Genomic DNA, 21,878 nt, shown 5'->3' with positions numbered 1-21,878 from the left:
CCGTCGGCTCCCACCGCCCCTGCGGCGTTCCGGGGCACCGGCGGACGGCCTCGCCGACCCTCCCGGTCAGGGCGCGGCCCACGCGGCCAGGGTGTCGAAGTCCGCGCGGACCAGTCCGATCCGCTCGTCGATGCGCATCAGCAGGGTCCGTGCCGGGTGGCGCTGGTCGACGTACTCGCGGTCCATCGCCGTGATGTCGTCGTCGATCCAGGCGAAGGGCCGCTCGCCCGCGTATTCGAGGATGTACTGGGTCTTCCAGAACGTGCCGCGCGGCGCCCGGCCGTGCATCACCGGCCAGTCGATGAAGGGGAGTCCGGGCAGTCCCAGGTGCGGCCCTATCCAGACGTTGGCCTCGTCCTTCCATGTGGTGGCCCAGACCAGCTCGTAGGCGTCCGCGAGGGCGAGCAGCTCCGCCCCGTGGTCGTGATTGAGCCACACCCGCAGCGGCTTGGCCTGCTCGGCCTCCGTCCAGCCCGTCGGGCGCATCCGGTGGGTGCGGTAGCCCTCGGGGCGGCGCTGGGCCTTGGCCGCGTAGGGGTTCAGGGGCCTTATGCGGGCATGAGACATGTCCCGCCGAGCTTCGCGGACTGTGGGGGACCTCCCGTCTCGCGACGGATGAGGCCCTCGCTGGGAATCGGCTCTTCGGCATAGGAGTTGTAGGGCAGCATGGGGCGATGAACTCGGATCAGCCGGTGCCTCGTGAGGTGAAGGTCATCGATACGGCCTCGCTGCTCAGGCTGGAGGAGCGGGCCGGTGAGCTGGGCCTCAACCAGCGGTTGGACCCAGGGTGGGTGATGGCGAATGCGGCGCCAGACGGGGTCCACTACCTGTGGCCGGCCCTGTGGAACAGCACGCCCCATCGTCCAGCCATTCCGCGGCAGCTACGGTGCGAGCTGTTGATCACGCTGCGTGCGGGAGTCCATGTGATGGGCCTGCTGGACCTTCTTCCCGACGACTTCACCCCGCTGCCGAGGGTGACTTCGCGAGACGAAGGCATGCGGGTCAGCCGTCTCTTGGACCGTGCTCCTTCGGTCAGGGAATGGCTCCTCAAGGAGGGCGGCGGTTCCTCAGCCCGCCTGTGACAGGCAGCGCTAGCACGGAGTTCTCACCGGTCCGCCGCAATGCGGGCCCGCACCGGGAGCGTGCGGACGTTCCCGCTGTCTTGGAGGGCTGCGCGGAGGCGCTGGATTTCGTCGTGCTGTTCGGCGAGCCGGGAAAGCGCCAGAGTTTTGAACTCGGACGCCTCGGACGCCTCCTCTTTCATTCGGGAGAGCCGCCCCTTCAAGCTGGATACCTCGGCTTTGAGGCGGTCGATCTGGGCGAGGCGAGGGTCCGGCTCGCCCGTCGCCTCTCGAGCCGCGCCCAGCCGGTTCTCGAACTCTTCCTTGACGTGGGGGTAGGTGCGGTACAGCGTCGCCCGGGGGACAGCGGCGAGAATGCTGAGGGACTTGATGTCGCATCGCAGGCCCTCGGGGATGTCCCCGGCCAGGAGCTGATCCATGGCGGCCTTCAAACGACTCTCCGCGTTGGCGTGGCGATCATTGGGCACCTGGGGTCTCCTTATTGGTCATGGCGGCCTCGATGGACTCCACGATCCGCACGGATCGCTCGTAGGTCTGCTGGGCGCGGTGACGCTCCGGTGCGGACAGTCGGGGGTTGCCGAGGAACACGGCTCTGGTGTTCTCGGCGTGGGCGGCCCACGCTTGCCGGTGCTGAGGGTGATGGGTCGCTTGGGGGCAGCGAGCGGAGTCGCACATGCCGAGCAGAGGCTCGCTGGCTTTCGGAGTGCCGGCCATGGTGAGGCACAGGGCCTTGGCGGGGTCGGTGAACCAGCAGTAGTTCGCCACGCCGATGTGAAGGGTCTTCGCCTTGGTCTTGAGGAGTTTCTCCACGCGACGGTCGTCAGCGACGGTGGCGGGGCCGGGGTCGTGTCCGGCGAGGGACAGATCCACGCTCTGAAAGGCGGCGACCAGGTCGCGTGCGCCTCGGCCGGAGGGCAGGATGCCCTGCTGGTAGTCGTGGTAGGCGGCAACCGTGAGCCGGGTGTGTTCGACATCCTCTTCGGCCTGGACCTCGGCGAGGAACGCGGCCTGGTGGCCGCCTGGTCGAGCGGTGTAGCCCTCGGTGGTGGCCACCGAGACGTGCTTCAAGTGCCATTTTGTGGCGAGGAGGCCGTGGGGGCGTTGAGCGATGGACAGAGCGAGGGTACGGCGCAGAGCCCGCGGGTGGACAGGACCATCGGGGATCGGGGTGAGGTCGAGATGCTGTCCGAAGGGACCGTTGATCCAGTCCCGGAGCGCGGTGTACCTGTTGGCGGAGTTGTTGGCGACAGGAAAGATCAGGTCCCCGAGGTCCGTCCCGCCGAGGGCTTCGGCGGCTCCGACAGCGCGGTGTACGTCTTCAATGACCACCCATGAGTCAGGCACTCCGCCGAACTTCTCACCCTTGACGCGGCGGGAGTCCAGCCAGTGGCGGGAGCTGTAGGTGCGGTCTTCGCTGCGGCGACATCCATGCGTGAGTTCGGCCAGCTCTGAGGTCCGCATGCCAGACAGCGCCGAGGTGAGGTAGTAGGCAGCGGAAGTAACCGCGAACACCGTGCTGTCCAGGGTGAAGTGATTCATCGGGAGCGCCCAGCGGACGGGCTCTTCGTCATTGGCGCGGGGCACCACTGCCGCATCACGGCACCACGGGTTCTCGATACCGCAGGCGGCGACCCATGCCTCCAGCTGGGGCCGGAGCCTCTCCAGATCCCGTTGGGTGGAGGAGAGCGCAAGGAAGTCCTTGGTGAAGGACGTGTGGGCGAGTGTGAGGAGGGGGTCGGTGGAGTTCCAACCCGCGTTGAGCCTGCGGGAGACGCCGGAGGGGGCAGCACGGGGGGCCGGGATACCGGCCGCGATACACCGTTCGATTTCTGAGATGACGAGCTGGTGGTGTTCAACGCGGAGGGACGACCGGATGCCGCTCCGGCGGGCGATAGTTTGCCGGGCGCGGGTGGCTTCCTCGACGAGGTGGGGGCTGATCGTGTCGATGAGATAGGACGCACCGGCGAGGAGGGGCCGCAGGATGTCGTCTGGGACGGTAGGGGTCTGGTTCGTGCTGGGACGCTGGTATCCGGCGACCTGGGCGGCGGTGCGGTCGCCCCACGGACGGAATCCTGTCGGGTAGGCCTCGGGCAGCAGCGGTCCGTACGCAGTCAGGGCCTGAGTGGTCAGAACGAAACCGGCAATGGTGCCGGGGGTGACCAGCTGGCCGGGGTTGGTGCGGCCGACGGAGACGACGGGCAGGTAGGCGTCACAGTGCCGTTGGTGGATCTGTTCGAGACCGGTGAGTCCCGTCTTGGTGAGGTGGTTGAACCAGGCCGTGAGGCGGACGAGTTCGTGTCGGAGCGTCTGCAAGGCGAGAGGGGAGCGATATGCGTGCGGGAGGACCGCGACTGACGGGTGGGTGGGGACGAGGCGGGCCATCAAGTAGGTGCGTGCGACTGCTCGCCAGGTGGGGTTGGTGATCTGGGTGAAGTCCAGGATCTGCTCGCTGCGTGGCCAGGACACTGGGGCGTCGGCGACGCAGGAGAGGTCCCAAACATCCTGGTCGAAGCGGGGGCGGCGAGTGCCGGGCCGAGTGCGGTATCCAGCAGTCCGGAGGACGTCTAAGCCGGTGAAGGGACTGTGCCCGGGGCCGGCGGTCAGAGCGTCGGATCTGGTCACGGGATCTCCTCCGGTGTCATGGCCGCGAACCCGGCTTCGGTGGCGGTCCGGATAGCTGTCGTGCTGAAACGGGGCAGCAGGTCGGTACTGAGCCTGTCGGCGTAGGGACCGAAGATGGCCAGGAACTGCGCGTTCGTCATATGTCGTTCCTGATCGGCGAAATAGCGCTGGAGCCGCAGCAGGTTGGGCAGGTGCCGGGGGGTGAACACGGAGAGAGGGCACAACAGGCACACCCAGGGACGGGCTGGGCAGGCGGTTCCGGCCGGGGCGTGGGGGCTGTTGTAGAGACTGGCGCAGGAGGCGACGAAAACGTCCTGCTCGCCGGCCAGTAGCCGCTGGATGGCGTCGCCGTCGAGTCCGGCGTCCGCAACGAGGCGGGGGAAGTCGGCAGCGAACCGGGCGGCGTCCTGGCTGGTGGCGATGACCGGCGGCGCGGCCTTTCGGCGGATGTCCCGCTGAGCTTCCTCGATGACTCCCTCGATGGCCTCGACCTGGGCGGGGGTGTGGTGGTGTAGGTAGTGATCGCCCTCGACCGCCGGGGTGTGGTTGGGGTCGATGGTGGTGCGCCCGGTCCAGGCAGACCGGTCGCGCCTGTGATGGAAGGTCGTACGAATCCGGCCGCCGTGCGGGGCCATGGGCTGGCCGTTGTCGTCGGTCAGGCCGACGGTCTTCGCCCACTTGATCCGCTGCCACGGCGTTCGGGGACGCGCGGACAGTGCCGTGCCGTTGTAGTTGATCCACATGGAGTCGGAGAGTTCTCCGGCATGCTCGCGCAGAGGTGCCGAGTGGGTGAGCCACTGGTCCAGGAGCCGTACGGCGGGGCCGTGCAGGCTGAGGGCTTCGCGGGCGGACCGACCCTTCCGATATGACAGCAAGCCCGTGGCGGGGCCGGTGTGTGTGAAATCGGGTACGGACAGGGTGTCGACACCGTCGGGCACGGCGCCGGTCAGCATGGCCAGCCGGAGGTTATAGACGAGTGCCGTATACCCGGATGGGAACAGGGCGTCGCGAATCTCAAGGACCGTGGTTGTGATAGCCCAAGGAGAACCGGGGACCATCGCGCGGATCGTGCGAACCGGTACGGGGCCGGTTCTTCGGATCAGCCAGACGAGATTGTCCCGGCTGATGCCGTGGGTAATCGGGTCGGCCCCGCGTTCAGCGGATTCCAGAGCCTTGAGGTGGTCCTGCCAGCCGGTGTCGATGGCGGTGCGGGCGGCTTGATCGAATTGCCGCCATTCTGCGTCGCTGTAGGGCCGATGAGGGGTGGACCCGGCCTGCTGATTGATCGGCCTTCCATCGAGGTGGGCTTGGATGCCGTCGTGGAGGGTGCCGCCACTGGCGAGGAAACCGTTGAGGGTGATACGGCTGTGCCGCTCGAAGGTGAACCCGAACTCAAGCCAGTAGCAGGTGAGTTGTGTCGCGTTGAGACCGGAGAGAGTGCCGGTGAAACCGGTCTTGTGCAGGTGGCGGGCGAGGTGCCTCGCACACCGGACGGCGTGCCGGGCTTGGCCGTGGGTGCGGATCGGGCCATTGGGATGGGTGGCTGCAGTGAGTCCTCGCGCGAGGTCGCCGGCGAGTACTGAGTCGGGCAGCTCGTGGAGCGTGCCGAGGTAGGGGCGCTGACCGGGGAGCGTGTACTGAACGGCGAGCGGCTGTTGGATTTCAGCGGGCATCGGAGTCCTGGAATTCGGCGGCGGCCTCCCGGCGGGCGGCCGAGTCGGGGTCGGCCTCTTCGTATGCCTGGCGGAAGACCCGCTGGGTGTCCAGCAGGTGGAGGTAGACCTGGGTGGTGGCGACGCTGGCATGGCCAAGGAGGTCCCGCAGGACCAGCAAGGGATCTGCCTTGGTGAGGTAGAGAGCCATGGCGTTGTCATCGTCGGTGTCGAGGACGAGGCGGGCGGCCTGCTGGTAGTAACCGCGCACCAGCCTTTCCAGGGTGGCCATGGCCATCGTGTGGCGAGTCATATGGGGGTGAACGTGCGGAAACGCGGGTTCCCATCGGTCGCGGATGCGGACGGAGGTCCGACGGAGGGTGGTCGCCCAGTCCAGGAACGGTGAACCGTCGGACTGGACGGCGAGGAGGGCGCTCCCGCCGCCGGGGCCGACGAGGCGGAGCCGTTCGGCCGGGGTGAGCCGGTGCCAGCGGCGGTAGGTGCCGTTGAGGTAGGCGCCTTCGTAGGTCGGGTCTTCTACGTGGAGGGCGTGGGCGGGGCGCCATCGGGATCCGTCCACATGGGCGGCCCGCTCCAGCGTCGCGTAGTCGTGGACGCGGGCCAGGGCGTCGTACTCCACCCAGGTCTGTCGGCCTTTGCTCCCCTTGGTGGTCGGAGGCGCGAGCGACAACGGAACGGGGACGGTGGTGCGCTGGCGGGGGAGAGACGGGATCTCCCAGGGCGTGAGAAGCCGCCATTCTCCAAGCCGCAGGCCGGTGGAAATCGCTAGCGAGCCACCGGCGGCGTTCCTACCGGTCTCGCGGCCCCGAAACGTGTGATCGGGTTCGCCGTCCGGGTCGTTGCCCGCGAGAGCGTTGAGCAGCAGATCGGAGTACGGCCGCTCCAGGTACTTCCGGGTGGCGTGCCGTCTGGCACCCCGTACGGTTGCGAGGTTACGGGCGGTCTCCATGCGTACGCCGTCACGGCGCAGGCAGGAACCCATGGCGTAGGAGAACGGCACCTGCTGACAGTGCCCTTCGCTCACGGCCCACTGGTAGAACGCCGCGATGGTCTTGACCGCAAGGTTCCAGCTGGACGCGCCAAGCCGAACCTCCAGTGGGCCGGACAGGCGGTGCTCGGAGTACAGGGACAAGCCATCTCGCAGCCGCTGGCGGTCGGAGAACAGAGCGATGCCATGGGCGGACAGGAACTCGACCCAAGGCTTCAACTGCAGGGCGTAGGTCTTCCACGAGCTCGCGGCAGGGGCTCCGCTGATCGGTAGCTCTCGCAGCCAGCGGTTGACGAACGTCACTGGTCGGGGACCGTACTCGTCTTCGAAGCGGAGATCATCGTCCACGAGAACCGGCATGTCGTCGCGGTTGAGCGGTGGCGAGGCGAGGTCCCAATCCTCCCCACCAGCTTTGGAGAAGTAGAAGAGAATCACCGCTGCAAGCTATGTGGGACACATGGGGATGTGCCCGATATCTGCGAAACCGGCAGCCGTGTGATGGTTGTTGATGCAGTTCGACCACAGGAGTGTCTCGAAGTGACAGTTCCGCTGTCACCGGCGTCGGCGGCTGCGGTCGTCGAGGCCGCCAGCGGCTTGAGCCTCCGGCAGGTCTGCGCTTCGTAGGCCCCAGGTGTTGCCGAGGCTGTGGCCACCCCGACCGTCCTGCAGCCCTGCCCGAAACTGATTTGCCTGCTGCTGCCGAGCTGCGATGATGCCTCTGTTTCCCAGGCGGAGGGCAGTTGTTCGTTTTCGTGTGTGCGGGGTGCGGCGCTGAGCTGACCGCTCCGCTGTCCCAGGTCGTCCTGCCGGTCCACGCCCATCAGAAGTACGGGAACGGAATTCAGCTCCCCGTGCTCATGGAGTCGGGCACTTTCGCCGTGGACTCAGAGCCCTGGGGGCCGCCGTGGCGGCCGTGGGAGGAGATCCATCCGGACGAAGCGGCCGCCCGCGGTGTCTACGCTCCGGTCTACGCCCTGTCCGACGGTGCACCTGGCGCGATCGTCATCGCGCCCGGCGATGCCCGCGACACCGTGCTGATCCCGGAGAAACGCGGAGGCGGCTACTGTTGCGGCCTTGACGGGGCCGCCGGCCTCAACATGGCCTGCCTGGAGTGTGCCCTGCCCGTGGCGAGCCGGATCGACGACTGCTCGCTCTGGCAGGCGATATGGCTCGCCCCGAACGCCGTGCGCCGCCTTCCCGTCGACGGCGCTGACGCCGCAACGCTTTCCTGGGCGGAACTGATGGCGGCAGGAAAGGGCACGCCCCCGTTCGAGCCGATCACCACGTGGGGGTCGCGGATGGGGGCGGGCCACTGGTCGAACCACTTGTGGACGTGGAGCCCGCAGTGGGAGGCGGCGGCCGGCCGGGCGCTCGCCCACCTGCTGGCGGCCTCGGAGGGCCGGCCGGTGATCGTCCCGGACGGCTTGGTCGGGGAGGTATTCCAACGCGCGCTCGACGCCATGCTGCCCGCGGGTCCGCAGGCGCGGCGCGCCGTCCTGGCCGGACCGGGACGGCCGGCTGCCGACGGGGACGCCGACATCCTCCTTGTGCCGTCCCATCCACAGACGGGGGAGGTCTGGGCTCCGGCCGATCCGGAGGCGTACCCAGTGCCGCTGCCGTTCGGGGTATGGCTGTGGCTGGCCTTCCCCGAGCCGGACCTGCCCGTACCAGCGTCGGGCGGCCTACCCGACGGCGTCCTCCGTGACGACTTTGATCCGCCCGCGCCGCGCCCGCGTCACCTGTTCCGGGCCGATCCGGAGACGTTCCGGAACACCCTGGTTCGGCTACCGACCGTCCGCAGCCCTTGGCTGCGCGAGATCCTCGATAACCTCACGCCGCAGATGCGCGCTGGCTTCTTCTAGCCCGTGACCCGGTCGCGGTCGGCTGGGCCGCCCCTGCCGAGTCGAGCCGGGCCGACGGTACGGCCCAGCTACGACCTGGCGAACACGGCAGCCCACACACTGACCCATGCGTAACTCAAGGTGGCCCCTCCACGGAACCTGAGCGAAAGCCGCTTCTCACCTACGCAGCCGGGAGTGAGACACGCACACGGACAGGGCGTCGCGGGCGTGGGCGGGCTGGCTAGTGAGACAGCGAGACAGGATCAAAGCGCACAGGTAAGGGGCCCGTCGACGTCGATCAGCAGCAGTGGCTTCATTTCGGCAGGATTCCGTTCCGGCCGCCTCTCCGGCAGCTCATTTTTCGGCCGAATGAGACAGTGACGTCTCATTCGGGCTATGCTTGTCTCATGGCCATGGATCGTGACCAGGTGCTCCGCGATGCGGCCGCCCTGCTTTCCCGCAAGTCGACCGCCACGATGGACGAGGTCGCCCGCGCCGCCGGCATCGGGCGCGCGACCCTCCATCGGCACTTCGCCGGACGCGACGCCCTCGTACGGGCCCTCGAAGATCTCGGCATCCGGGAGTTCGAGGTGGCGTTCGACAACGCCCGCCTCGAAGAGGGCACGGCGGTGGAGGCGATCAGGCGCCTCGTCGCCGAGGCCGAGCCCAACGCCCAGCTGCTGGCCTTCCTCGTCACCGAGAACCAGCTGTTCGAGGGCGACGAGGTCAATGCGGGATGGGCCCGGCTCGACGCCCGCGTCAGCGCGCTCTTCCGGCGCGGCCAGGAAGAGGGCGACATCCGGATCGACCTGAGCCCCGCATGGCTCACCGAGGCGCTCTACGCCCTCGTCGGGGCCTGCGCCTGGGCCGTGATGGACGGCCGGGTCGCCGGCAAGGACTTCCAGTACATGATCATCGAGCTGTTGCTCGGTGGCGCCAGACGGGGTGTGGAGAAATGAGCAGCATCCAGCAGCTGACCAGCCCGACCGGGACGGAGACCAGGAGCCGCGGCCGCTGGCTCGCCCTGGGCGTGCTGGTGCTCGCCGTGCTGCTGGTCGCCGTCGACGCGACCGTACTCGGCCTCGCCACGCCCGCACTCTCCGAGGACCTCAAGCCGTCCGGCACCCAGCTGCTGTGGATCGGCGACATCTACTCGTTCGTCATCGCCGGACTCCTGGTCTCCATGGGCAGCCTCGGTGACCGCATCGGCCGAAAGAAGCTGCTGCTCACCGGCGCCGCCGCGTTCGGCGCCGTGTCCGTGCTCAACGCCTACGCGACCAGCCCCGAGATGATGATCGTCGCCCGGGCCCTGCTGGGCGTGGCCGGTGCGACCCTGATGCCGTCCACCCTCGCGCTGATCCGCAACATCTTCCACGACCCCAAGGAGCGCAGCCTCGCGATCGGCATCTGGGGCGCCACCGCCTCGGCCGGCGCGGCCGTCGGCCCGGTCGTCGGCGGAGCCCTGCTCCAGCACTTCTGGTGGGGCTCGGTCTTCCTGATCAACCTCCCCGTGATGATCGCCCTGGTCGTCGTCGGAATCAAGCTGCTCCCCGAATCCAAGAACCCGGTCGCCGGTCCCTGGGACCTCGTCAGCGTCGGTCTCTCCCTCGTCGGCGTGATCAGCGTGGTCTACGCCGTCAAGGAAGTCGCCACCCACGGCGTGACCTGGGAGGTCGCGGCCACCGCGGCACTCGGCGCGGGCGCCCTGTACGCCTTCGTGCGCCGCCAGTTCGGCCTGCCGTCCCCGCTGCTCGACATGCGGCTCTTCAAACACCGCGGCTTCTCCGGCGCGGTCCTCGCCGACCTGCTCACCGTCTTCGGGCTCTCCGGACTGGTCTTCTTCCTCTCCCAGTTCCTGCAGCTCGTCCAGGGCCGCGACCCGCTGGAGGCCGGCCTCGCCGAACTGCCCGCCGCCATCGGCGCGGTGGTCACCGGCCTGATCGCGGGCCGGTACGCCCGCCGGTACTCGGTACGGACCATCGTGGCCGGCGGCCTCGGCGCCATCGGCCTGGCCCTCGCCGTGCTCACCCTGATCCACAAGGAGAGCGGCTACCCGCTGCTCGGCGCGGCCCTGCTCGTCGTCGGCCTCGGTGCCGGCTTCTCCTTCACCGTCACCGCCGACGTGATCCTCTCCAGCGTGCCCAAGGAGCAGGCCGGCTCGGCCTCCGCCGTCTCCGAGACGGCGTACGAACTCGGCGCCGCCCTCGGCATCGCCCTGCTCGGCTCCATCGTCACCGGCGTCTACCAGAGCTTCACCGCCCCGGCCTCGGTCGCGGGGCCGGTCGCCGACGCCGCGCACGAATCCCTCGGCGGGGCCGTCGAGGCCGCCAAGGCGCTCGACCCGCACACCGCCCAGGTGATGGTGGGCGCCGCCCAGGACGCCTTCGTGGACGGGCTGCGGCTCGCCTCCGGCGTCGGTGCGGCCGTGCTGCTGGCCACCGCCGTGGCCGCCTGGTTCCTGCTGAGGGGCCAGCGGCTCCAGGAGGGCGCCGAGCACTGACGTTCCGCCGAAGGGGTGGTGTTCCGGCCGGAGTTGACAGTTCGTAGAACTGCGGGACACCATCCCCGCGATGGAGATCAACGATCTGACCCCGGCGGAACGCCGCGTCTGGGATGCCTTCCCGCGCGGCGACGGGGTCGACTTCCGCGCCGCCCCCGAGGACAGCTCCGTCGACGGAGCCGGCTGGGGCCCCGACCGCACCCTGCGCGCCGAGGTGCTGCGGGCCATCCTGCTGGGCGCCTGCCCCGCCGTGCAGGGCCGGGTCCCCGGCCTCAAGGTCAAGGGCGCCAAGATCGTGGGCAAACTCGACATGCGCTACGCCGTCATCGACCACCCCATCCGGCTGCGCGACTGCTGGTTCGAGCGCAAGCCCCTGATGTACGGGGCCCAGCTGCGCGCCCTGGTCCTCGGCTACTCCACGCTGCCCGGCCTGACCGCTTCCACGCTGCGCGTCGACGTGGTCCTGCGCCTGTCCCACTGCCGGATCGCCGGCCCCGTGCGGCTGCAGGGCTCCAAGATCTCCGGGGGCCTCTTCCTCCAGGGGGCCGTGATCGGCCCCACCGCCGGCGAGGAGGCGGACGAGCCCCCGCTCCAGCTCAACCACGTCGAGGTCGACACCGACATCATCGCGAACGACCTCACCGTGCACGGCCAGCTCCGCCTCAACGGGGCCACCGTCGGCGGCCAGATCCAGCTCGACCGCGCCCGGCTGCTCGCCCCCGGCGGGATCGCCCTGCACGCCGAGAACCTGACCGTCGGCACCGACCTGCGCGCGCACCGGATGCAGGCCCGCGGCATGGTCAACCTCACCGGCTCCCGGATACCCGGCCAGGCCAACCTCACCCGTGCCGACCTCGCCAACCCGGACGGGACCGCCCTGCGCGCCTCCAGCTGCGCCATAGGCGAGCTGTGGCTGCGCCGCTGCGAAACGGTCCGGGGCGATGTGAACCTGCGCCGGTCCACCGTCGACCTGCTCCACATCGACCCGCAGGCCTGGCCCGAGCGGATCGCCATCGACGGCCTGACCTACCGCACCCTCGCCCCGCACCTCCCCGCCGAGCAGCGGCTGCCCGCCCTGGAGCGGGAGGAGTCCGGCTACCTCACGTACGCCTACGAACAGCTCGCGGCGGCCTACCGTACGGCGGGCGACGAGGCGGCCGCCCGGACCGTCCAGCTCGCGAAGCTGCGCAGGCACCGCCACACCCTGCCCCGGGCCGCCCGGGCGTGGGGGCTGCTCCAGGACGTCACCGTCGGCTACGGCTTCCGGCCGCTGCGTGCGGCGGGCTGGCTGGCGGCCCTGCTGATGACCGGGTCGATCGCGTACGGGATCGACCCGCCGCGCGCCCTGAAGGCGGGGGAGGCGCCGGACTTCAACGCGGTCTTCTACACGATCGACCTGATGGTGCCGATCGTCAGTTTCGGCCAGGAGGCGGCCTTCGCGCCGGGCGGCTGGCACCAGTGGCTGTCGTACCTGCTGATCGTGACCGGCTGGATCCTCGCCACCACCACGGCGGCGGGCGTCAGCCGGTCACTCCAGCGTCAGTAGCGGCCCACGCGGCGCTACGCGGCCTTCGCCTTGGTGGCGTACATGTCGACGTACTCCTGGCCCGAGAGGCGCATGACCTCGGCCATCACCGAGTCGGTGATGGCGCGCAGCACGTAGCGGTCGCGGTCCATGCCCTCGTAGCGGGAGAACTCCATCGGCTCGCCGAAGCGGACGGTGACCCGGCCCGGGCGCGGCATGCCGGCGCCGCCCGGCTGGAGCTTGTCGGTGCCGATCATCGCGAACGGCACCACGGGGGCGCCGGTCATCAGCGTCAGGCGGGCGATGCCGGTGCGGCCGCGGTAGAGGCGGCCGTCGGGGGAGCGGGTGCCCTCGGGGTAGATGCCGAAGATCTTGCCCTCTTCGAGGATCCGGCGACCGGTCATCAGGGCCGCGACGCCGCCGTTGGCGCCGTCACGGTCGACGGGGATCATGCCGGAGCCGGTGAAGAACCAGGCCATGGCGCGGCCCTTGATCCCCTTGCCGGTCACGTACTCGTCCTTGCCGATGAAGTGGACCGTACGGTCGCACACCAGCGGCATGATCATGGAGTCGATGAAGGTGAGGTGGTTGCCCGCCAGAATCACCGGCCCGGAGCCGGGGATGTTCTCGATGCCCTCCACGCGGGTGCGGAACATCATGCGCATGACCGGTCCGACAGTGGCTTTGATGAGCTTCGTACGGAACAACGTGGGCCCTCCGGCATCGAAAAGCGGTTCGCGCACCCACCACACGGCGGTAGCGCAGGTGAGGACGATACTCGCGGGTCAGCTTCTCGCGCACATCGGGTTCACGTGTCGGATACGCAGTGTTGACGCGTGTTCGCGCCACGTTCCCCGGATGTGCCGTCGCCGCACCCTCCTCGGCCACCCCCTTTGCCTACCATCGGCACGCCGATCGCGGGCCGCGACACGGCGTTCACGACGAGGAGTGGCACTCATGACACAGGGTGGGGCAGCGCGGCGCACGGTCCTGGGGGCGGCCGTCCTGGCGGCGGGGACCGGGATCACCGGACTCACGGCGGGTTCCGCCGCCGCGGCCGAGGGCGGGTACGGCGACGGACGCGGCGACGGGGGATACCGGGACCTCCCCCACCCGACGGTCATCGGCCATCGCGGAGCCAGCGGCTACCGTCCGGAGCACACGATCGGCTCCTACCAGCTCGCCCTGGACCTGGGCGCCGACGTGGTCGAGCAGGACCTGGTCCCGACCCGGGACGGCCATCTGGTGTGCCGCCACGAGAACGAGATCGGCGGGACCACCGATGTCGCCGAGCACCCCGAGTTCGCCTCCCGGCGCACCACCAAGTCCGTCGACGGGGTCGCGGTCACCGGCTGGTTCACCGAGGACTTCACCCTGGCCGAGCTGAGGACCCTGCGCGCGAAGGAACGCATCCCCGCCGTCCGCCAGCGCAACACGCTCTACGACGGCCAGTGGGCCGTACCCACCTTCGAAGAAGTGCTCCGCTGGGCCGACCGCGAGGGCAAGCGGCGCGGCAGGCGGGTGTGGCTGCACGTCGAGACCAAGCACCCCACCTACTTCCGGGGCCTGGGCCTCGGCCTGGAGGAGCCCCTCGCCAAGCTCCTGCGCCGCTACGGGCGCGACGGGCGGGGCGCCGCCGTCTTCCTCCAGTCCTTCGAGCCCTCCAGCATCCAGCGGCTCTCCCGGCTGGTCTCCGCGCCCCGCGTGGTCCTGCTCTCCGCGGCGGGCACCCGGCCCTGGGACTTCGAGGTGGCCAAGGACCCGCGCACGGTCGCCGACCTGGTCAAGCCCGAGGGACTGAAGTGGATCGCCGGCTTCGCCCAGGGCATCGGCCCGACCATGGACCTGATCCTGCCGCGCGACGCGGCGGGCAAGCTCGGTGCCCCGACCACCCTGGTGAAGGACGCCCACGCCCGCGGGCTGCTGCTGCACCCCTACACCGCACGCAACGAGAACAGCTTCCTGCCCGCCGAGTACCGCAAGGGGGCCGACCCCACCGCGTACGGGGACGCCCTCGGTGCCTTCCGCACCTACTTCGAACAGGGCATCGACGGGATCTTCACCGACAACCCGGACACCGGACTGCTCGCGGCGGAGGCCTTCCGCCCGGGCCGACGCCCCGTCAACCGCTGAGCGCCGCTTCCCGTACGAGTGGGCCGGGCCCGGCGGGGAAACCGTCGGGCCCGGCTCACTCGTCCCGCCCGGCATGGACCTGCTGAAGGCTGATTACTTCGACAAGCTGGGCCCGCTGCTCTCCGCCGAGGCGGCCGCGGAGGCCCCGGGCACCGGAGTGGACGCGGCCGACCTGGAACAAGCCGTCTGGGTCAGGCTGCTGGAGAGCGGCCGCCACGCCCCCGATCCGGCCGAACCCGCGGAGCCGGCGCGGTGGCTGCGCCGGGCGGTCCGGGCGGAGGCCCGCCTCGCCCGGCGCCGGGCCCGCCGGGAGATCCCGTACGGCCACCGCCAGCACTCGGTGGACGGGAGCACACCGGCCGCCGCGGCCGCCGCGGCGGAGCCGGAAGACGCCCTCCTGCACGGCGAGGAGAACCGCGCACTCCGATCGGCGGTCGCCCGGTTGCCCGGACGCTGTCCCGAGCTGATGAAGGCACTTCTTTCGCCCAGAGACCTCACTTACCGTGAAATCGCAGGAGAGTTGGGTATCTCACAAGGAAGTTTGGGGCCCGTGCGTTCCCGTTGCCTGGGATGTCTGCGCAGAATGCTGGCTGCAGAGGTTGCGGCTCCTGGCCTGCGGGGAAAGGAGCGGTAGACCAACGGGCTACCAGGTGAGCTGGAGGCATGCGCACATGGGCATGAGCGTGACCATTTCGGCGGCGGCTGCCGAGGACGCTGAGCAGATCTTCAAACTGCAGTACCTGGCCTTCCAGCGGGAGGCCGAGCTGTACGGCAACTACCTCATCCAGCCGCTCACCCAGTCCCTGGACTCCCTCAAGGGGGAGCTGGCCACGGACACCGTCCTGGTGGCCCGGCTCGGCGACGAGGTCGTCGGGACCGTGCGCGGCAACGTCGACGAGGACGGCACCGGCAAGATCGCCAAGCTCTGTGTGCACCCGCGCCTGCAGGGTCACGGTCTCGGGGCGCGCCTGCTGCGCGCGGTCGAGGAGGCCCTGGCGAGCCCCGGCCACACCACCCGCTTCCGCCTGCACACCGGGCACAAGAGCGAGTCGAACCTGCGCCTCTACCGCAAGGCCGGCTACGTCAAGGTCGGCGGCCGCACCGCGTCCGACGGCGTCCAGCTGGTGATCCTGGAGAAGGAAGCCAAGGACCCGACCGACTTCACGGTCAGCGCGTAGGGATCCCTCAGCGCTTGCGCAGCCAGAGCATCCCGGTGATCGGCAGGATCACCGGGATGAACAGGTAGCCCATCCCGAACTGGGACCACACGGTCGTGTCGGGGAAGGACTCGGGTCGCACCACCGTCCAGGTCCCCACGGCCAGCACACCGGCCAGCTCGGCGGCGCAGCAGATCAGCGCCGCCTTGCGGGCCGTCTCACCGCCGCGCACGAGTGAGTACGTGATGAACGCGTAGGCCAGCGCGGCCACGGCGGACAGCGCGTACGGCAGCGGCGCCCGGTCGAACTCGGTGGAGATCTGGAAGGCCGAGCGGGAGACCGCGCCCACCACCATCACCCCGTACAGCCACACCAGCAGCAGACCGGGCCCGGAGACCAGCCGCTTGCGCCCGGCGGCGGTGGTGGTGGCGGCGCCGGTGGCGTTCGTCGTGTCGGAGTCAGGCACCGGTGGTTCCCCAGATGTCGTAGAGCCGTACTTCGAGGACGGCGAGCACGACGGCGCCGGCCGCCACCGTGATCGATCCCCACTTGGTCCGCTCGGTCAGCGAGAGCATCCCGGCCGCCGGTACCGCGGCGAACGCGCCCACCAGGTAGGCCACGAAGATCACCGTGCCCTCGTCGGGCTTCTCGCCCTGGGCCAGCTTGACCAGTCCGATCACCAGCTGCGCCAGGACCAGCACGGTCACGACGGCCATACCGATGAAGTGCCAGTCCTTGGTCGGCTGGTCCCGCCATGCGGCGTGGCCGCACCAGGCGGCGAGGGCGAGTGCGGCCACGCCGATGGCGACCGTCAGGGCGTCGAGCATGCAGCGAGGGTATTACGGGCCGTAAGACCCGATGCGCGCACCCCTGTCTCCCGCAGCCCCGCGCGCTGCCCGTGTGCCCGGCGTACCGACCGTGGTCTTGACCACAGCGGACCGGGTCGCCGCGCTCCGGACCGGGCGGGCCGGACGGCCCCGGACGGCCGTGTCGGCGCAGGTCGGAGGCGGGGGGCCGGCCTCGGGACGGAGGGGCGGTGCTGACCGGTGCCGTCCGGTATGTGGTCGAAATGCGTCCGCTATTCGGACGTTGTTGATCGGTCAGGGGAGACGTCTGCTTTACTTGGGCCCATGACCACGACGAGCAGCCGCACCCTTGCGACCGAGGCGACGATGACGCCCGGTGCTCGTTGTATGTGTCGAATGTGCGCCTTCTGAGGGCCCCTTCCTGAGCCTCGCGCCCCGAAGCGAGACCAGCCGTGCCACCACGTCACCAGCTGATGAACAGCACGGCTCACTCATGCCCCGCGCACGTGTCGACACCATCATTTTCTGACGGTTCGTCCCGTATCGCGTCCCCAGATTGTTTGCCCCGTGCCCGGCAGCCCGCTGCGCCGCGCACTCGACAGCGACGGAAATCCTGTGATCACCACATCGGGCCTCACGAAGGTCTACCAGTCCCGTGGCCGCGAGGTCACCGCCCTGGACGGCGTCGATCTCCACGTCCGCGAGGGCGAGGTCTACGGAGTCATCGGCCAGAGCGGCGCTGGCAAATCCTCCCTGATCCGCTGCGTCAACCTGCTGGAGCGCCCCACCACCGGCACCGTGACCGTCGACGGCGTCGACCTCACCGCTCTCGCCGGCCGCGGCCGGCGCGCGGGCAAGGAGCTCCGCCAGGCCCGCAGCCGCATCGGCATGGTCTTCCAGCACTTCAACCTGCTGTCCTCGCGCACCGTCCAGGCCAACGTCGAGCTGCCCCTGGAGATCCTCGGTGTCTCCGGCCGCGAACGCTCCCGCAAGGCCCTCGAACTCCTCGACCTGGTCGGCCTCGCCGACAAGGCCAAGGCCTACCCGACCCAGCTCTCCGGCGGCCAGAAGCAGCGCGTCGGCATCGCCCGCGCCCTGGCCGGCGACCCCAAGGTGCTGCTGTCCGACGAGGCCACCAGCGCCCTGGACCCCGAGACCACCCGCTCCGTCCTGGGGCTGCTGCGCGACCTCAACCAGCAGCTCGGTCTCACCGTGCTGCTCATCACGCACGAGATGGACGTGGTCAAGACCGTCTGCGACTCGGCCGCCCTGATGAAGAACGGCCGGATCATCGAGTCCGGCACCGTCGCCGAACTCCTCGCCACCCCCGGCTCCGAGCTCGCCGCCGAACTCTTCCCGGTCACCGGTACCGCCACCGGCCCCGACCGCACGGTCGTCGACGTCACCTTCCACGGCGAAGCCGCCGTCCGTCCGGTCATCTCGCAGCTCTCGCGCACGTACAACATCGACATCTCGATCCTCGGCGCCGCGATGGACACCGTCGCGGGCCGGCAGATCGGCCGCATGCGCATCGAACTGCCCGGCGGTTACGAGGACAACGTCGTGCCGGTCGGCTTCCTGCGCGAGCAGGGCCTGCAGGTCGACATCGTCGACGGGATCGACAACGAACTGGCCGAGCTGGTCAAGGACGGTGCCAAGTGACCTGGTCCGAAATGCAGCCCCTGCTCACCCAGGGCACCTACGACACCCTCTACATGGTGCTGTGGTCCACCCTGGTGACCGTGCTCGGCGGCCTGCCCATCGGCATCCTGCTGGTCCTCACCGACAAGGGCGGCCTCCTGCAGAACCAGCCGCTCAACAAGGTCCTCGGCGTGATCGTGAACATAGGCCGCTCGCTGCCGTTCATCATCCTGCTGATCTTCCTGATCCCGGTCACCACTGCGGTCGTCGGCACCTTCATCGGCCCCACCGCCATGATCGTCCCGCTCGCCATCGGCGCCGTCCCCTTCTTCGCCCGGCTCGTCGAGACCGCCGTCCGCGAGGTGGACCACGGCCTGATCGAGGCCGTCGAGTCCATGGGCGGCGGCATCCCCACCCTGGTCGGCAAGGTGCTGCTCCCGCAGGCCCTGCCCTCCCTGGTCGCCGGTGTCACCACCACCGTCATCACCCTCGTCGGCTACTCGGCCATGGCCGGCGCCGTCGGCGGCGAAGGACTGGGATCCAAGGCCATCACCTACGGCTTCCAGCGCTTCGAGACCGGCTTCATGATCGCCACCGTCGTGGTCCTGATCGCCCTCGTCACGGTGATCCAGCTGCTCGGCGACGGCGCGGTCCGGCTCCTCGCCCGCCGCGGCCGGACCGCCTGAGAAGACTTTCCCCCAACAGAGCCCGCACTTGTCGTGCTTGGGCCACCACCAGCAAGTCATCGGTACTTGTTCAGCAAGAAAGGCACTCTTCGTGCGTAAGAACATCAAGCTCACCGCCCTTGCCGCCACGGCCACCGCGCTCGCCCTCGGCCTCACCGCCTGCGGCAGCTCCTCGGACCCGTCCTCGGCGAAGGCCGACGGCGGCAAGGCCGATGAGAGCAAGCCCCTGGTCATAGCGGCCTCCCCGAGCCCGCACGCCGACGTCCTGAACTTCGTCAAGGACAAGCTCGCGGCCAAGGAAGGCCTCAAGCTGGAGGTCAAGGAGTTCACGGACTACGTCCTGCCGAACACCGCCACCGAGCAGGGCCAGGTCGACGGCAACTACTTCCAGCACAAGCCGTACCTCGACGACTTCAACAAGAAGAACAGCACGCACGTCGTGCCCGTCGTGAACGTGCACCTGGAGCCCCTCGGTCTCTACTCCAAGAAGATCAAGGCCATCGGTGACATCAAGGCCGGCCAGACCATCGCCGTCCCCAACGACACCACCAACGAGGGCCGCGCGCTCCAGCTGCTCGCCGCGAACAACCTGATCACCCTCAAGGAGGGTGTCGGCACCAGCGCCAAGCTGTCCGACATCACCGACAAGAAGGGTCTGGAGTTCAAGGAGCTGGAGGCCGCCACGGTCCCGCGCGCCCTGAACGACGTGGACGCCGCGATCATCAACGGCAACTACGCCCTCGAAGCCAAGCTGTCGCCCGCCAAGGACGCGCTGATCCTGGAGAAGGCCGAGGGCAACCCCTACGCCAACTTCCTCGCGGTCAAGGACGGCAACCAGAACGACCCGCGGATCCAGAAGCTGGCCAAGCTCCTGAACTCCGACGAGGTCAAGAAGTTCATCGAGGAGAAGTACCAGGGCTCGGTCATCCCGGCCTTCGGCGCCCCGGCCGCCTCCTGAACCGGTACCTCGTGATCCGGTTCCTCCCGGACCGGTCATGAATCTCGGCCCCGCACGCACCTGACGGCGCGCGGGGCCGAGCTCTGCCCGCTCCCGGGCAACCCGGCCCTGCACATCACCCGGTCGATGCTGCATGCTGTGGCCTACGAACCGCACGCACGGTCCCGCACGAACGGTCCCGCACCGCGGTCGCATCGCAACACGGTCGCACCACGGTCTCAGGCATGGAGCTGCGCATGACTACCACCTTCCCGGACGTCACCATCAGCACGGACCGGCTGGTGCTGCGCGCCTTCGAGGAAGAGGACGTCACCGCGCTCACCGAGATGATGAACGACGAGCACGTGATCGCCTGGACCAGCGCACCCCACCCCTACACCCACGCCGAAGCGCAGGCCTGGGCCACCCGGCACTCCCACGCCGAACGCACCGAGGGCCGCGGCATCGTCCTCGCCGTCACCGAGTTCCTCACCCAGCGCCTCGTCGGCATCGTGCACCTGCAGAACACCAACTGGCGCACCCGGGCCACCGAGGTCGGCTACGTCACCGCCCCCTGGGCCCGCGGCGAGGGCTACGCCAGCGAATCCGTCCTGGCCGTCGCCCAATGGCTCTTCCGCGACCAGGGGTTCGAGCGCCTCGAACTGCGCACCGCCGCCGACAACACCGCCTCGCAGCAAGTGGCCCAGAAGATCGGCTGCATCAGCGAGGGCGTCCTGCGCAACGCGTGGATAGTGCGTACGCAGACGGCCGACGGCGGCTGGGGCGACACCCGCACCGACCTCATCGTCTGGAGCCTGGTCCCCGAAGACCTCGACGAGGGCGACGGATACGACGGATACGAGAGCTACGACAGCTACGACGGATACGCCCGCAGCAGCGCGTTCCCGCAGCGGGCCGACGCGAACGGCCAGCGCGTCGGCGCCGACTGGAACTGAACCGATGACCGGGTAGTCTCACCGTGCCCGCCCCGACGAAACCCCGCCTACCCCAGACCAGGAGACTGACGACGATGGCCGACCGGGTCACGGTGATCGGCTGGGACGGTTCGCCCCTGACCGCGGGCGCCCGGTCCGCGCTCTCCGCCGCCACCCTCGTGGCCGGCGCCGCGCACCACCTCGCCCTCCCCGAAGTACCGCCCACCGCGGAGCGCATCCGCCTGGGCAGTGTCGGCCTCGCCGCCCGCCGCATCGCCGGCCACCGCGGCACCGCGGTGGTCTTCGCCGACGGGGACCCCGGCTTCTTCGGCGCCGTACGCACCCTGCGCGCCCCGGAGCACGGCCTGGAGGTCGAGGTCGTCCCGGCCGTCTCCTCCGTGGCCGCCGCCTTCGCCCGCGCCGGCATGCCCTGGGACGACGCCCAGGTCGTCGTGGCCCACCCCCGCACCCTGCGCCGCGCGGTCAACGTCTGCCGCGCCCACGCCAAGGTCGCCGTCCTCACCTCACCCGGCGCCGGCCCCGCGGAACTCGCACTGCTCCTCGAAGGAGTTCACCGCACCTTCGTCGTCTGCGAGGAACTCGGCACGGACCGGGAGCAGGTGAGCGTCCTCACCTCCGACAAGGCCGCCGACCACAACTGGCGCGACCCGAACGTCGTCATCGTCATCGGGGGCGGCGGACCGGCCCCCGCAGACGCCGGCTGGCTCCTCGGCCAGAGCGCCGCCCGGTCCGCCGACCGCGGCTGGGCCAGACCGCAGGCCGACGCGGGAGAGGGCGAGTCCGCCCAGCTCCGCGCGGCCCAACTCGCCCGGCTCGGCCCGCGTACCGGCGACCTGCTCTGGGACATCGGCGCCGGATCCGGCGGCGTGGCCGTGGACGCGGCCGCCCTCGGCGCCGCCGTCATCGCGGTCGACGCCGACCCGGCCGCCTGCGACCGCATAACCGCCGCCGCCCGTGAGCGGGGAGTGCAGCTCCAGGCCGTCGCCGGGCGCGCGCCGCACGTACTGGAGAACCTGCCCGAGCCCGATGTCGTCCGCGTCGGCGGTGGCGGCGCCGCCGTCGTCGCGGCCGTCGCCGAACGCCGCCCCGAACGGATCGTCAGCCACGCCTCCACCCGCGACGAGGCGGAGGCGATCGGCAGGGCACTCACCGAACACGGTTACGCCGTCGAGTGCGCGCTGCTCCAGTCCGTCGGCCTGGACACCCGGACCTGGGCCGAACAGGACCGTTCCGTGGTGTTCCTCCTGGCAGCGGAACGCCCCGCCACGCGCTGAGTCGAGGGCCGGGGTAGGCTGGCCGATCGTCGTACTGCCTCGGACGATTCGGGCATC

The 21,878-nt window shown here is 69.8% G+C and carries 21 protein-coding genes; 13 read left to right on the top strand and 8 right to left on the bottom strand.

Annotation, left to right across the window (positions count from 1 at the left end):
* Positions 1 to 66 precede the first annotated feature (66 nt).
* On the bottom strand, positions 67 to 567 hold the full coding sequence (locus ACZ4YL_RS14445) for an HAD domain-containing protein (RefSeq protein WP_468116584.1): 501 nt from the start codon (positions 565 to 567) through the stop codon (positions 67 to 69).
* A 107-nt stretch (positions 568 to 674) separates the two neighbouring features.
* On the opposite strand from ACZ4YL_RS14445, the gene ACZ4YL_RS14440 reads away from it, so the two are divergent.
* Entirely contained in the window at positions 675 to 1,082 is a 408-nt protein-coding gene (locus ACZ4YL_RS14440) for a hypothetical protein (RefSeq protein ID WP_468116583.1), read from the top strand.
* 23 nt (positions 1,083 to 1,105) lie between these two features.
* Here the strand turns inward: ACZ4YL_RS14440 and ACZ4YL_RS14435 are convergent, their stop codons facing one another.
* The 4 genes from ACZ4YL_RS14435 to ACZ4YL_RS14420 form a co-directional block, all read right to left on the bottom strand.
* Positions 1,106 to 1,549 carry a hypothetical protein gene (locus ACZ4YL_RS14435; RefSeq protein ID WP_008743338.1) on the bottom strand — a complete coding sequence of 148 codons (444 nt, stop codon included), beginning with the start codon at positions 1,547 to 1,549 and terminating at the stop codon, positions 1,106 to 1,108.
* Positions 1,539 to 3,395 carry an integrase gene (locus ACZ4YL_RS14430; protein WP_468116580.1) on the bottom strand — a complete coding sequence of 619 codons (1,857 nt, stop codon included), beginning with the start codon at positions 3,393 to 3,395 and terminating at the stop codon, positions 1,539 to 1,541. Before ACZ4YL_RS14430 ends, ACZ4YL_RS14435 begins: the two co-directional genes overlap by 11 nt.
* A 305-nt stretch (positions 3,396 to 3,700) precedes the next feature.
* Positions 3,701 to 5,377, bottom strand: a complete 1,677-nt coding sequence (locus ACZ4YL_RS14425; protein ID WP_468116579.1) for a hypothetical protein — start codon at positions 5,375 to 5,377, stop codon at positions 3,701 to 3,703.
* Complete coding sequence (locus tag ACZ4YL_RS14420; protein ID WP_468116577.1) at positions 5,367 to 6,800, bottom strand: tyrosine-type recombinase/integrase; 1,434 nt, start codon at positions 6,798 to 6,800, stop codon at positions 5,367 to 5,369. Before ACZ4YL_RS14420 ends, ACZ4YL_RS14425 begins: the two co-directional genes overlap by 11 nt.
* Before the next feature lie 305 nt (positions 6,801 to 7,105).
* On the opposite strand from ACZ4YL_RS14420, the gene ACZ4YL_RS14415 reads away from it, so the two are divergent.
* The 4 genes from ACZ4YL_RS14415 (at position 7,106) to ACZ4YL_RS14400 (ending at position 12,252) form a co-directional block, all read left to right on the top strand.
* A complete protein-coding gene (locus ACZ4YL_RS14415; RefSeq protein WP_468116575.1) occupies positions 7,106 to 8,227 on the top strand; it encodes a hypothetical protein in 1,122 nt (373 codons plus the stop codon).
* Positions 8,228 to 8,613: 386 nt separating this feature from the next.
* Entirely contained in the window at positions 8,614 to 9,165 is a 552-nt protein-coding gene (locus ACZ4YL_RS14410; RefSeq protein ID WP_468116573.1) for a TetR/AcrR family transcriptional regulator, read from the top strand.
* The gene (locus tag ACZ4YL_RS14405; protein ID WP_468116572.1) at positions 9,162 to 10,706 is read left to right on the top strand and encodes an MFS transporter; all 1,545 of its coding nucleotides are present in this window, start codon (positions 9,162 to 9,164) and stop codon (positions 10,704 to 10,706) included. Before ACZ4YL_RS14410 ends, ACZ4YL_RS14405 begins: the two co-directional genes overlap by 4 nt.
* Positions 10,707 to 10,776: 70 nt before the next feature.
* On the top strand, positions 10,777 to 12,252 hold the full coding sequence (locus tag ACZ4YL_RS14400) for a membrane-associated oxidoreductase (protein WP_468116570.1): 1,476 nt from the start codon (positions 10,777 to 10,779) through the stop codon (positions 12,250 to 12,252).
* 14 nt (positions 12,253 to 12,266) lie between these two features.
* Here ACZ4YL_RS14400 and ACZ4YL_RS14395 read toward each other — a convergent pair whose 3' ends face one another.
* Positions 12,267 to 12,896: a lysophospholipid acyltransferase family protein gene (locus ACZ4YL_RS14395; protein ID WP_468116568.1), complete on the bottom strand. Its 630-nt coding sequence runs from the start codon at positions 12,894 to 12,896 to the stop codon at positions 12,267 to 12,269.
* A 292-nt stretch (positions 12,897 to 13,188) separates the two neighbouring features.
* Here ACZ4YL_RS14395 and ACZ4YL_RS14390 point away from each other — a divergent pair, with 292 nt between their 5' ends.
* The 3 genes from ACZ4YL_RS14390 to ACZ4YL_RS14380 all read left to right on the top strand — a co-directional run bounded on the left by ACZ4YL_RS14390 (position 13,189) and on the right by ACZ4YL_RS14380 (position 15,542).
* Positions 13,189 to 14,364 (top strand): glycerophosphodiester phosphodiesterase, encoded by a 1,176-nt coding sequence (locus ACZ4YL_RS14390; protein WP_468116566.1) that lies wholly within the window; start codon positions 13,189 to 13,191, stop codon positions 14,362 to 14,364.
* Between the two features lie 73 nt (positions 14,365 to 14,437).
* Positions 14,438 to 14,998, top strand: coding sequence for an RNA polymerase sigma factor (locus ACZ4YL_RS14385; protein WP_468116564.1), 561 nt, complete (start codon positions 14,438 to 14,440; stop codon positions 14,996 to 14,998).
* A gap of 37 nt (positions 14,999 to 15,035) precedes the next feature.
* Positions 15,036 to 15,542 (top strand): GNAT family N-acetyltransferase, encoded by a 507-nt coding sequence (locus tag ACZ4YL_RS14380; RefSeq protein WP_150256638.1) that lies wholly within the window; start codon positions 15,036 to 15,038, stop codon positions 15,540 to 15,542.
* Positions 15,543 to 15,549: 7 nt separating this feature from the next.
* Here the strand turns inward: ACZ4YL_RS14380 and ACZ4YL_RS14375 are convergent, their stop codons facing one another.
* Positions 15,550 to 15,987, bottom strand: a complete 438-nt coding sequence (locus ACZ4YL_RS14375) for a hypothetical protein (RefSeq protein WP_468116562.1) — start codon at positions 15,985 to 15,987, stop codon at positions 15,550 to 15,552.
* On the bottom strand, positions 15,980 to 16,348 hold the full coding sequence (locus tag ACZ4YL_RS14370) for a hypothetical protein (RefSeq protein ID WP_030013085.1): 369 nt from the start codon (positions 16,346 to 16,348) through the stop codon (positions 15,980 to 15,982). Before ACZ4YL_RS14370 ends, ACZ4YL_RS14375 begins: the two co-directional genes overlap by 8 nt.
* Before the next feature lie 594 nt (positions 16,349 to 16,942).
* Here ACZ4YL_RS14370 and ACZ4YL_RS14365 point away from each other — a divergent pair.
* From ACZ4YL_RS14365 to cbiE, 5 genes are all read left to right on the top strand, one after another.
* Positions 16,943 to 17,989 carry a methionine ABC transporter ATP-binding protein gene (locus tag ACZ4YL_RS14365; protein ID WP_468116784.1) on the top strand — a complete coding sequence of 349 codons (1,047 nt, stop codon included), beginning with the start codon at positions 16,943 to 16,945 and terminating at the stop codon, positions 17,987 to 17,989.
* Positions 17,986 to 18,654 carry a methionine ABC transporter permease gene (locus tag ACZ4YL_RS14360; protein ID WP_030010866.1) on the top strand — a complete coding sequence of 223 codons (669 nt, stop codon included), beginning with the start codon at positions 17,986 to 17,988 and terminating at the stop codon, positions 18,652 to 18,654. The genes ACZ4YL_RS14365 and ACZ4YL_RS14360 overlap by 4 nt, the downstream gene beginning before the upstream one ends.
* A gap of 91 nt (positions 18,655 to 18,745) precedes the next feature.
* Positions 18,746 to 19,612 carry a MetQ/NlpA family ABC transporter substrate-binding protein gene (locus tag ACZ4YL_RS14355; RefSeq protein ID WP_301372302.1) on the top strand — a complete coding sequence of 289 codons (867 nt, stop codon included), beginning with the start codon at positions 18,746 to 18,748 and terminating at the stop codon, positions 19,610 to 19,612.
* 236 nt (positions 19,613 to 19,848) lie between these two features.
* The gene (locus ACZ4YL_RS14350) at positions 19,849 to 20,547 is read left to right on the top strand and encodes a GNAT family N-acetyltransferase (RefSeq protein ID WP_468116560.1); all 699 of its coding nucleotides are present in this window, start codon (positions 19,849 to 19,851) and stop codon (positions 20,545 to 20,547) included.
* A 74-nt stretch (positions 20,548 to 20,621) separates the two neighbouring features.
* The gene (gene cbiE, locus ACZ4YL_RS14345) at positions 20,622 to 21,821 is read left to right on the top strand and encodes a precorrin-6y C5,15-methyltransferase (decarboxylating) subunit CbiE (RefSeq protein ID WP_468116558.1); all 1,200 of its coding nucleotides are present in this window, start codon (positions 20,622 to 20,624) and stop codon (positions 21,819 to 21,821) included.
* Positions 21,822 to 21,878 lie beyond the last annotated feature (57 nt).

The sequence above is a fragment of the Streptomyces sp. NPDC030021 genome (assembly GCF_055574035.1).
This window is presented reverse-complemented; position numbering and strand designations above follow the sequence as displayed.

Coding starts and splice junctions, on each gene's coding strand:
- ACZ4YL_RS14445 (WP_468116584.1), bottom strand. CDS start 567: ATGTCTCATGCCCGCATAAGGCCCCTGAACCCCTACGCGGCCAAGGCC.
- ACZ4YL_RS14440 (WP_468116583.1), top strand. CDS start 675: ATGAACTCGGATCAGCCGGTGCCTCGTGAGGTGAAGGTCATCGATACG.
- ACZ4YL_RS14425 (WP_468116579.1), bottom strand. CDS start 5,377: ATGCCCGCTGAAATCCAACAGCCGCTCGCCGTTCAGTACACGCTCCCC.
- ACZ4YL_RS14410 (WP_468116573.1), top strand. CDS start 8,614: ATGGCCATGGATCGTGACCAGGTGCTCCGCGATGCGGCCGCCCTGCTT.
- ACZ4YL_RS14405 (WP_468116572.1), top strand. CDS start 9,162: ATGAGCAGCATCCAGCAGCTGACCAGCCCGACCGGGACGGAGACCAGG.
- ACZ4YL_RS14400 (WP_468116570.1), top strand. CDS start 10,777: ATGGAGATCAACGATCTGACCCCGGCGGAACGCCGCGTCTGGGATGCC.
- ACZ4YL_RS14395 (WP_468116568.1), bottom strand. CDS start 12,896: ATGCGCATGATGTTCCGCACCCGCGTGGAGGGCATCGAGAACATCCCC.
- ACZ4YL_RS14390 (WP_468116566.1), top strand. CDS start 13,189: ATGACACAGGGTGGGGCAGCGCGGCGCACGGTCCTGGGGGCGGCCGTC.
- ACZ4YL_RS14385 (WP_468116564.1), top strand. CDS start 14,438: ATGGACCTGCTGAAGGCTGATTACTTCGACAAGCTGGGCCCGCTGCTC.
- ACZ4YL_RS14380 (WP_150256638.1), top strand. CDS start 15,036: ATGGGCATGAGCGTGACCATTTCGGCGGCGGCTGCCGAGGACGCTGAG.
- ACZ4YL_RS14370 (WP_030013085.1), bottom strand. CDS start 16,348: ATGCTCGACGCCCTGACGGTCGCCATCGGCGTGGCCGCACTCGCCCTC.
- ACZ4YL_RS14350 (WP_468116560.1), top strand. CDS start 19,849: ATGACTACCACCTTCCCGGACGTCACCATCAGCACGGACCGGCTGGTG.
- cbiE (WP_468116558.1), top strand. CDS start 20,622: ATGGCCGACCGGGTCACGGTGATCGGCTGGGACGGTTCGCCCCTGACC.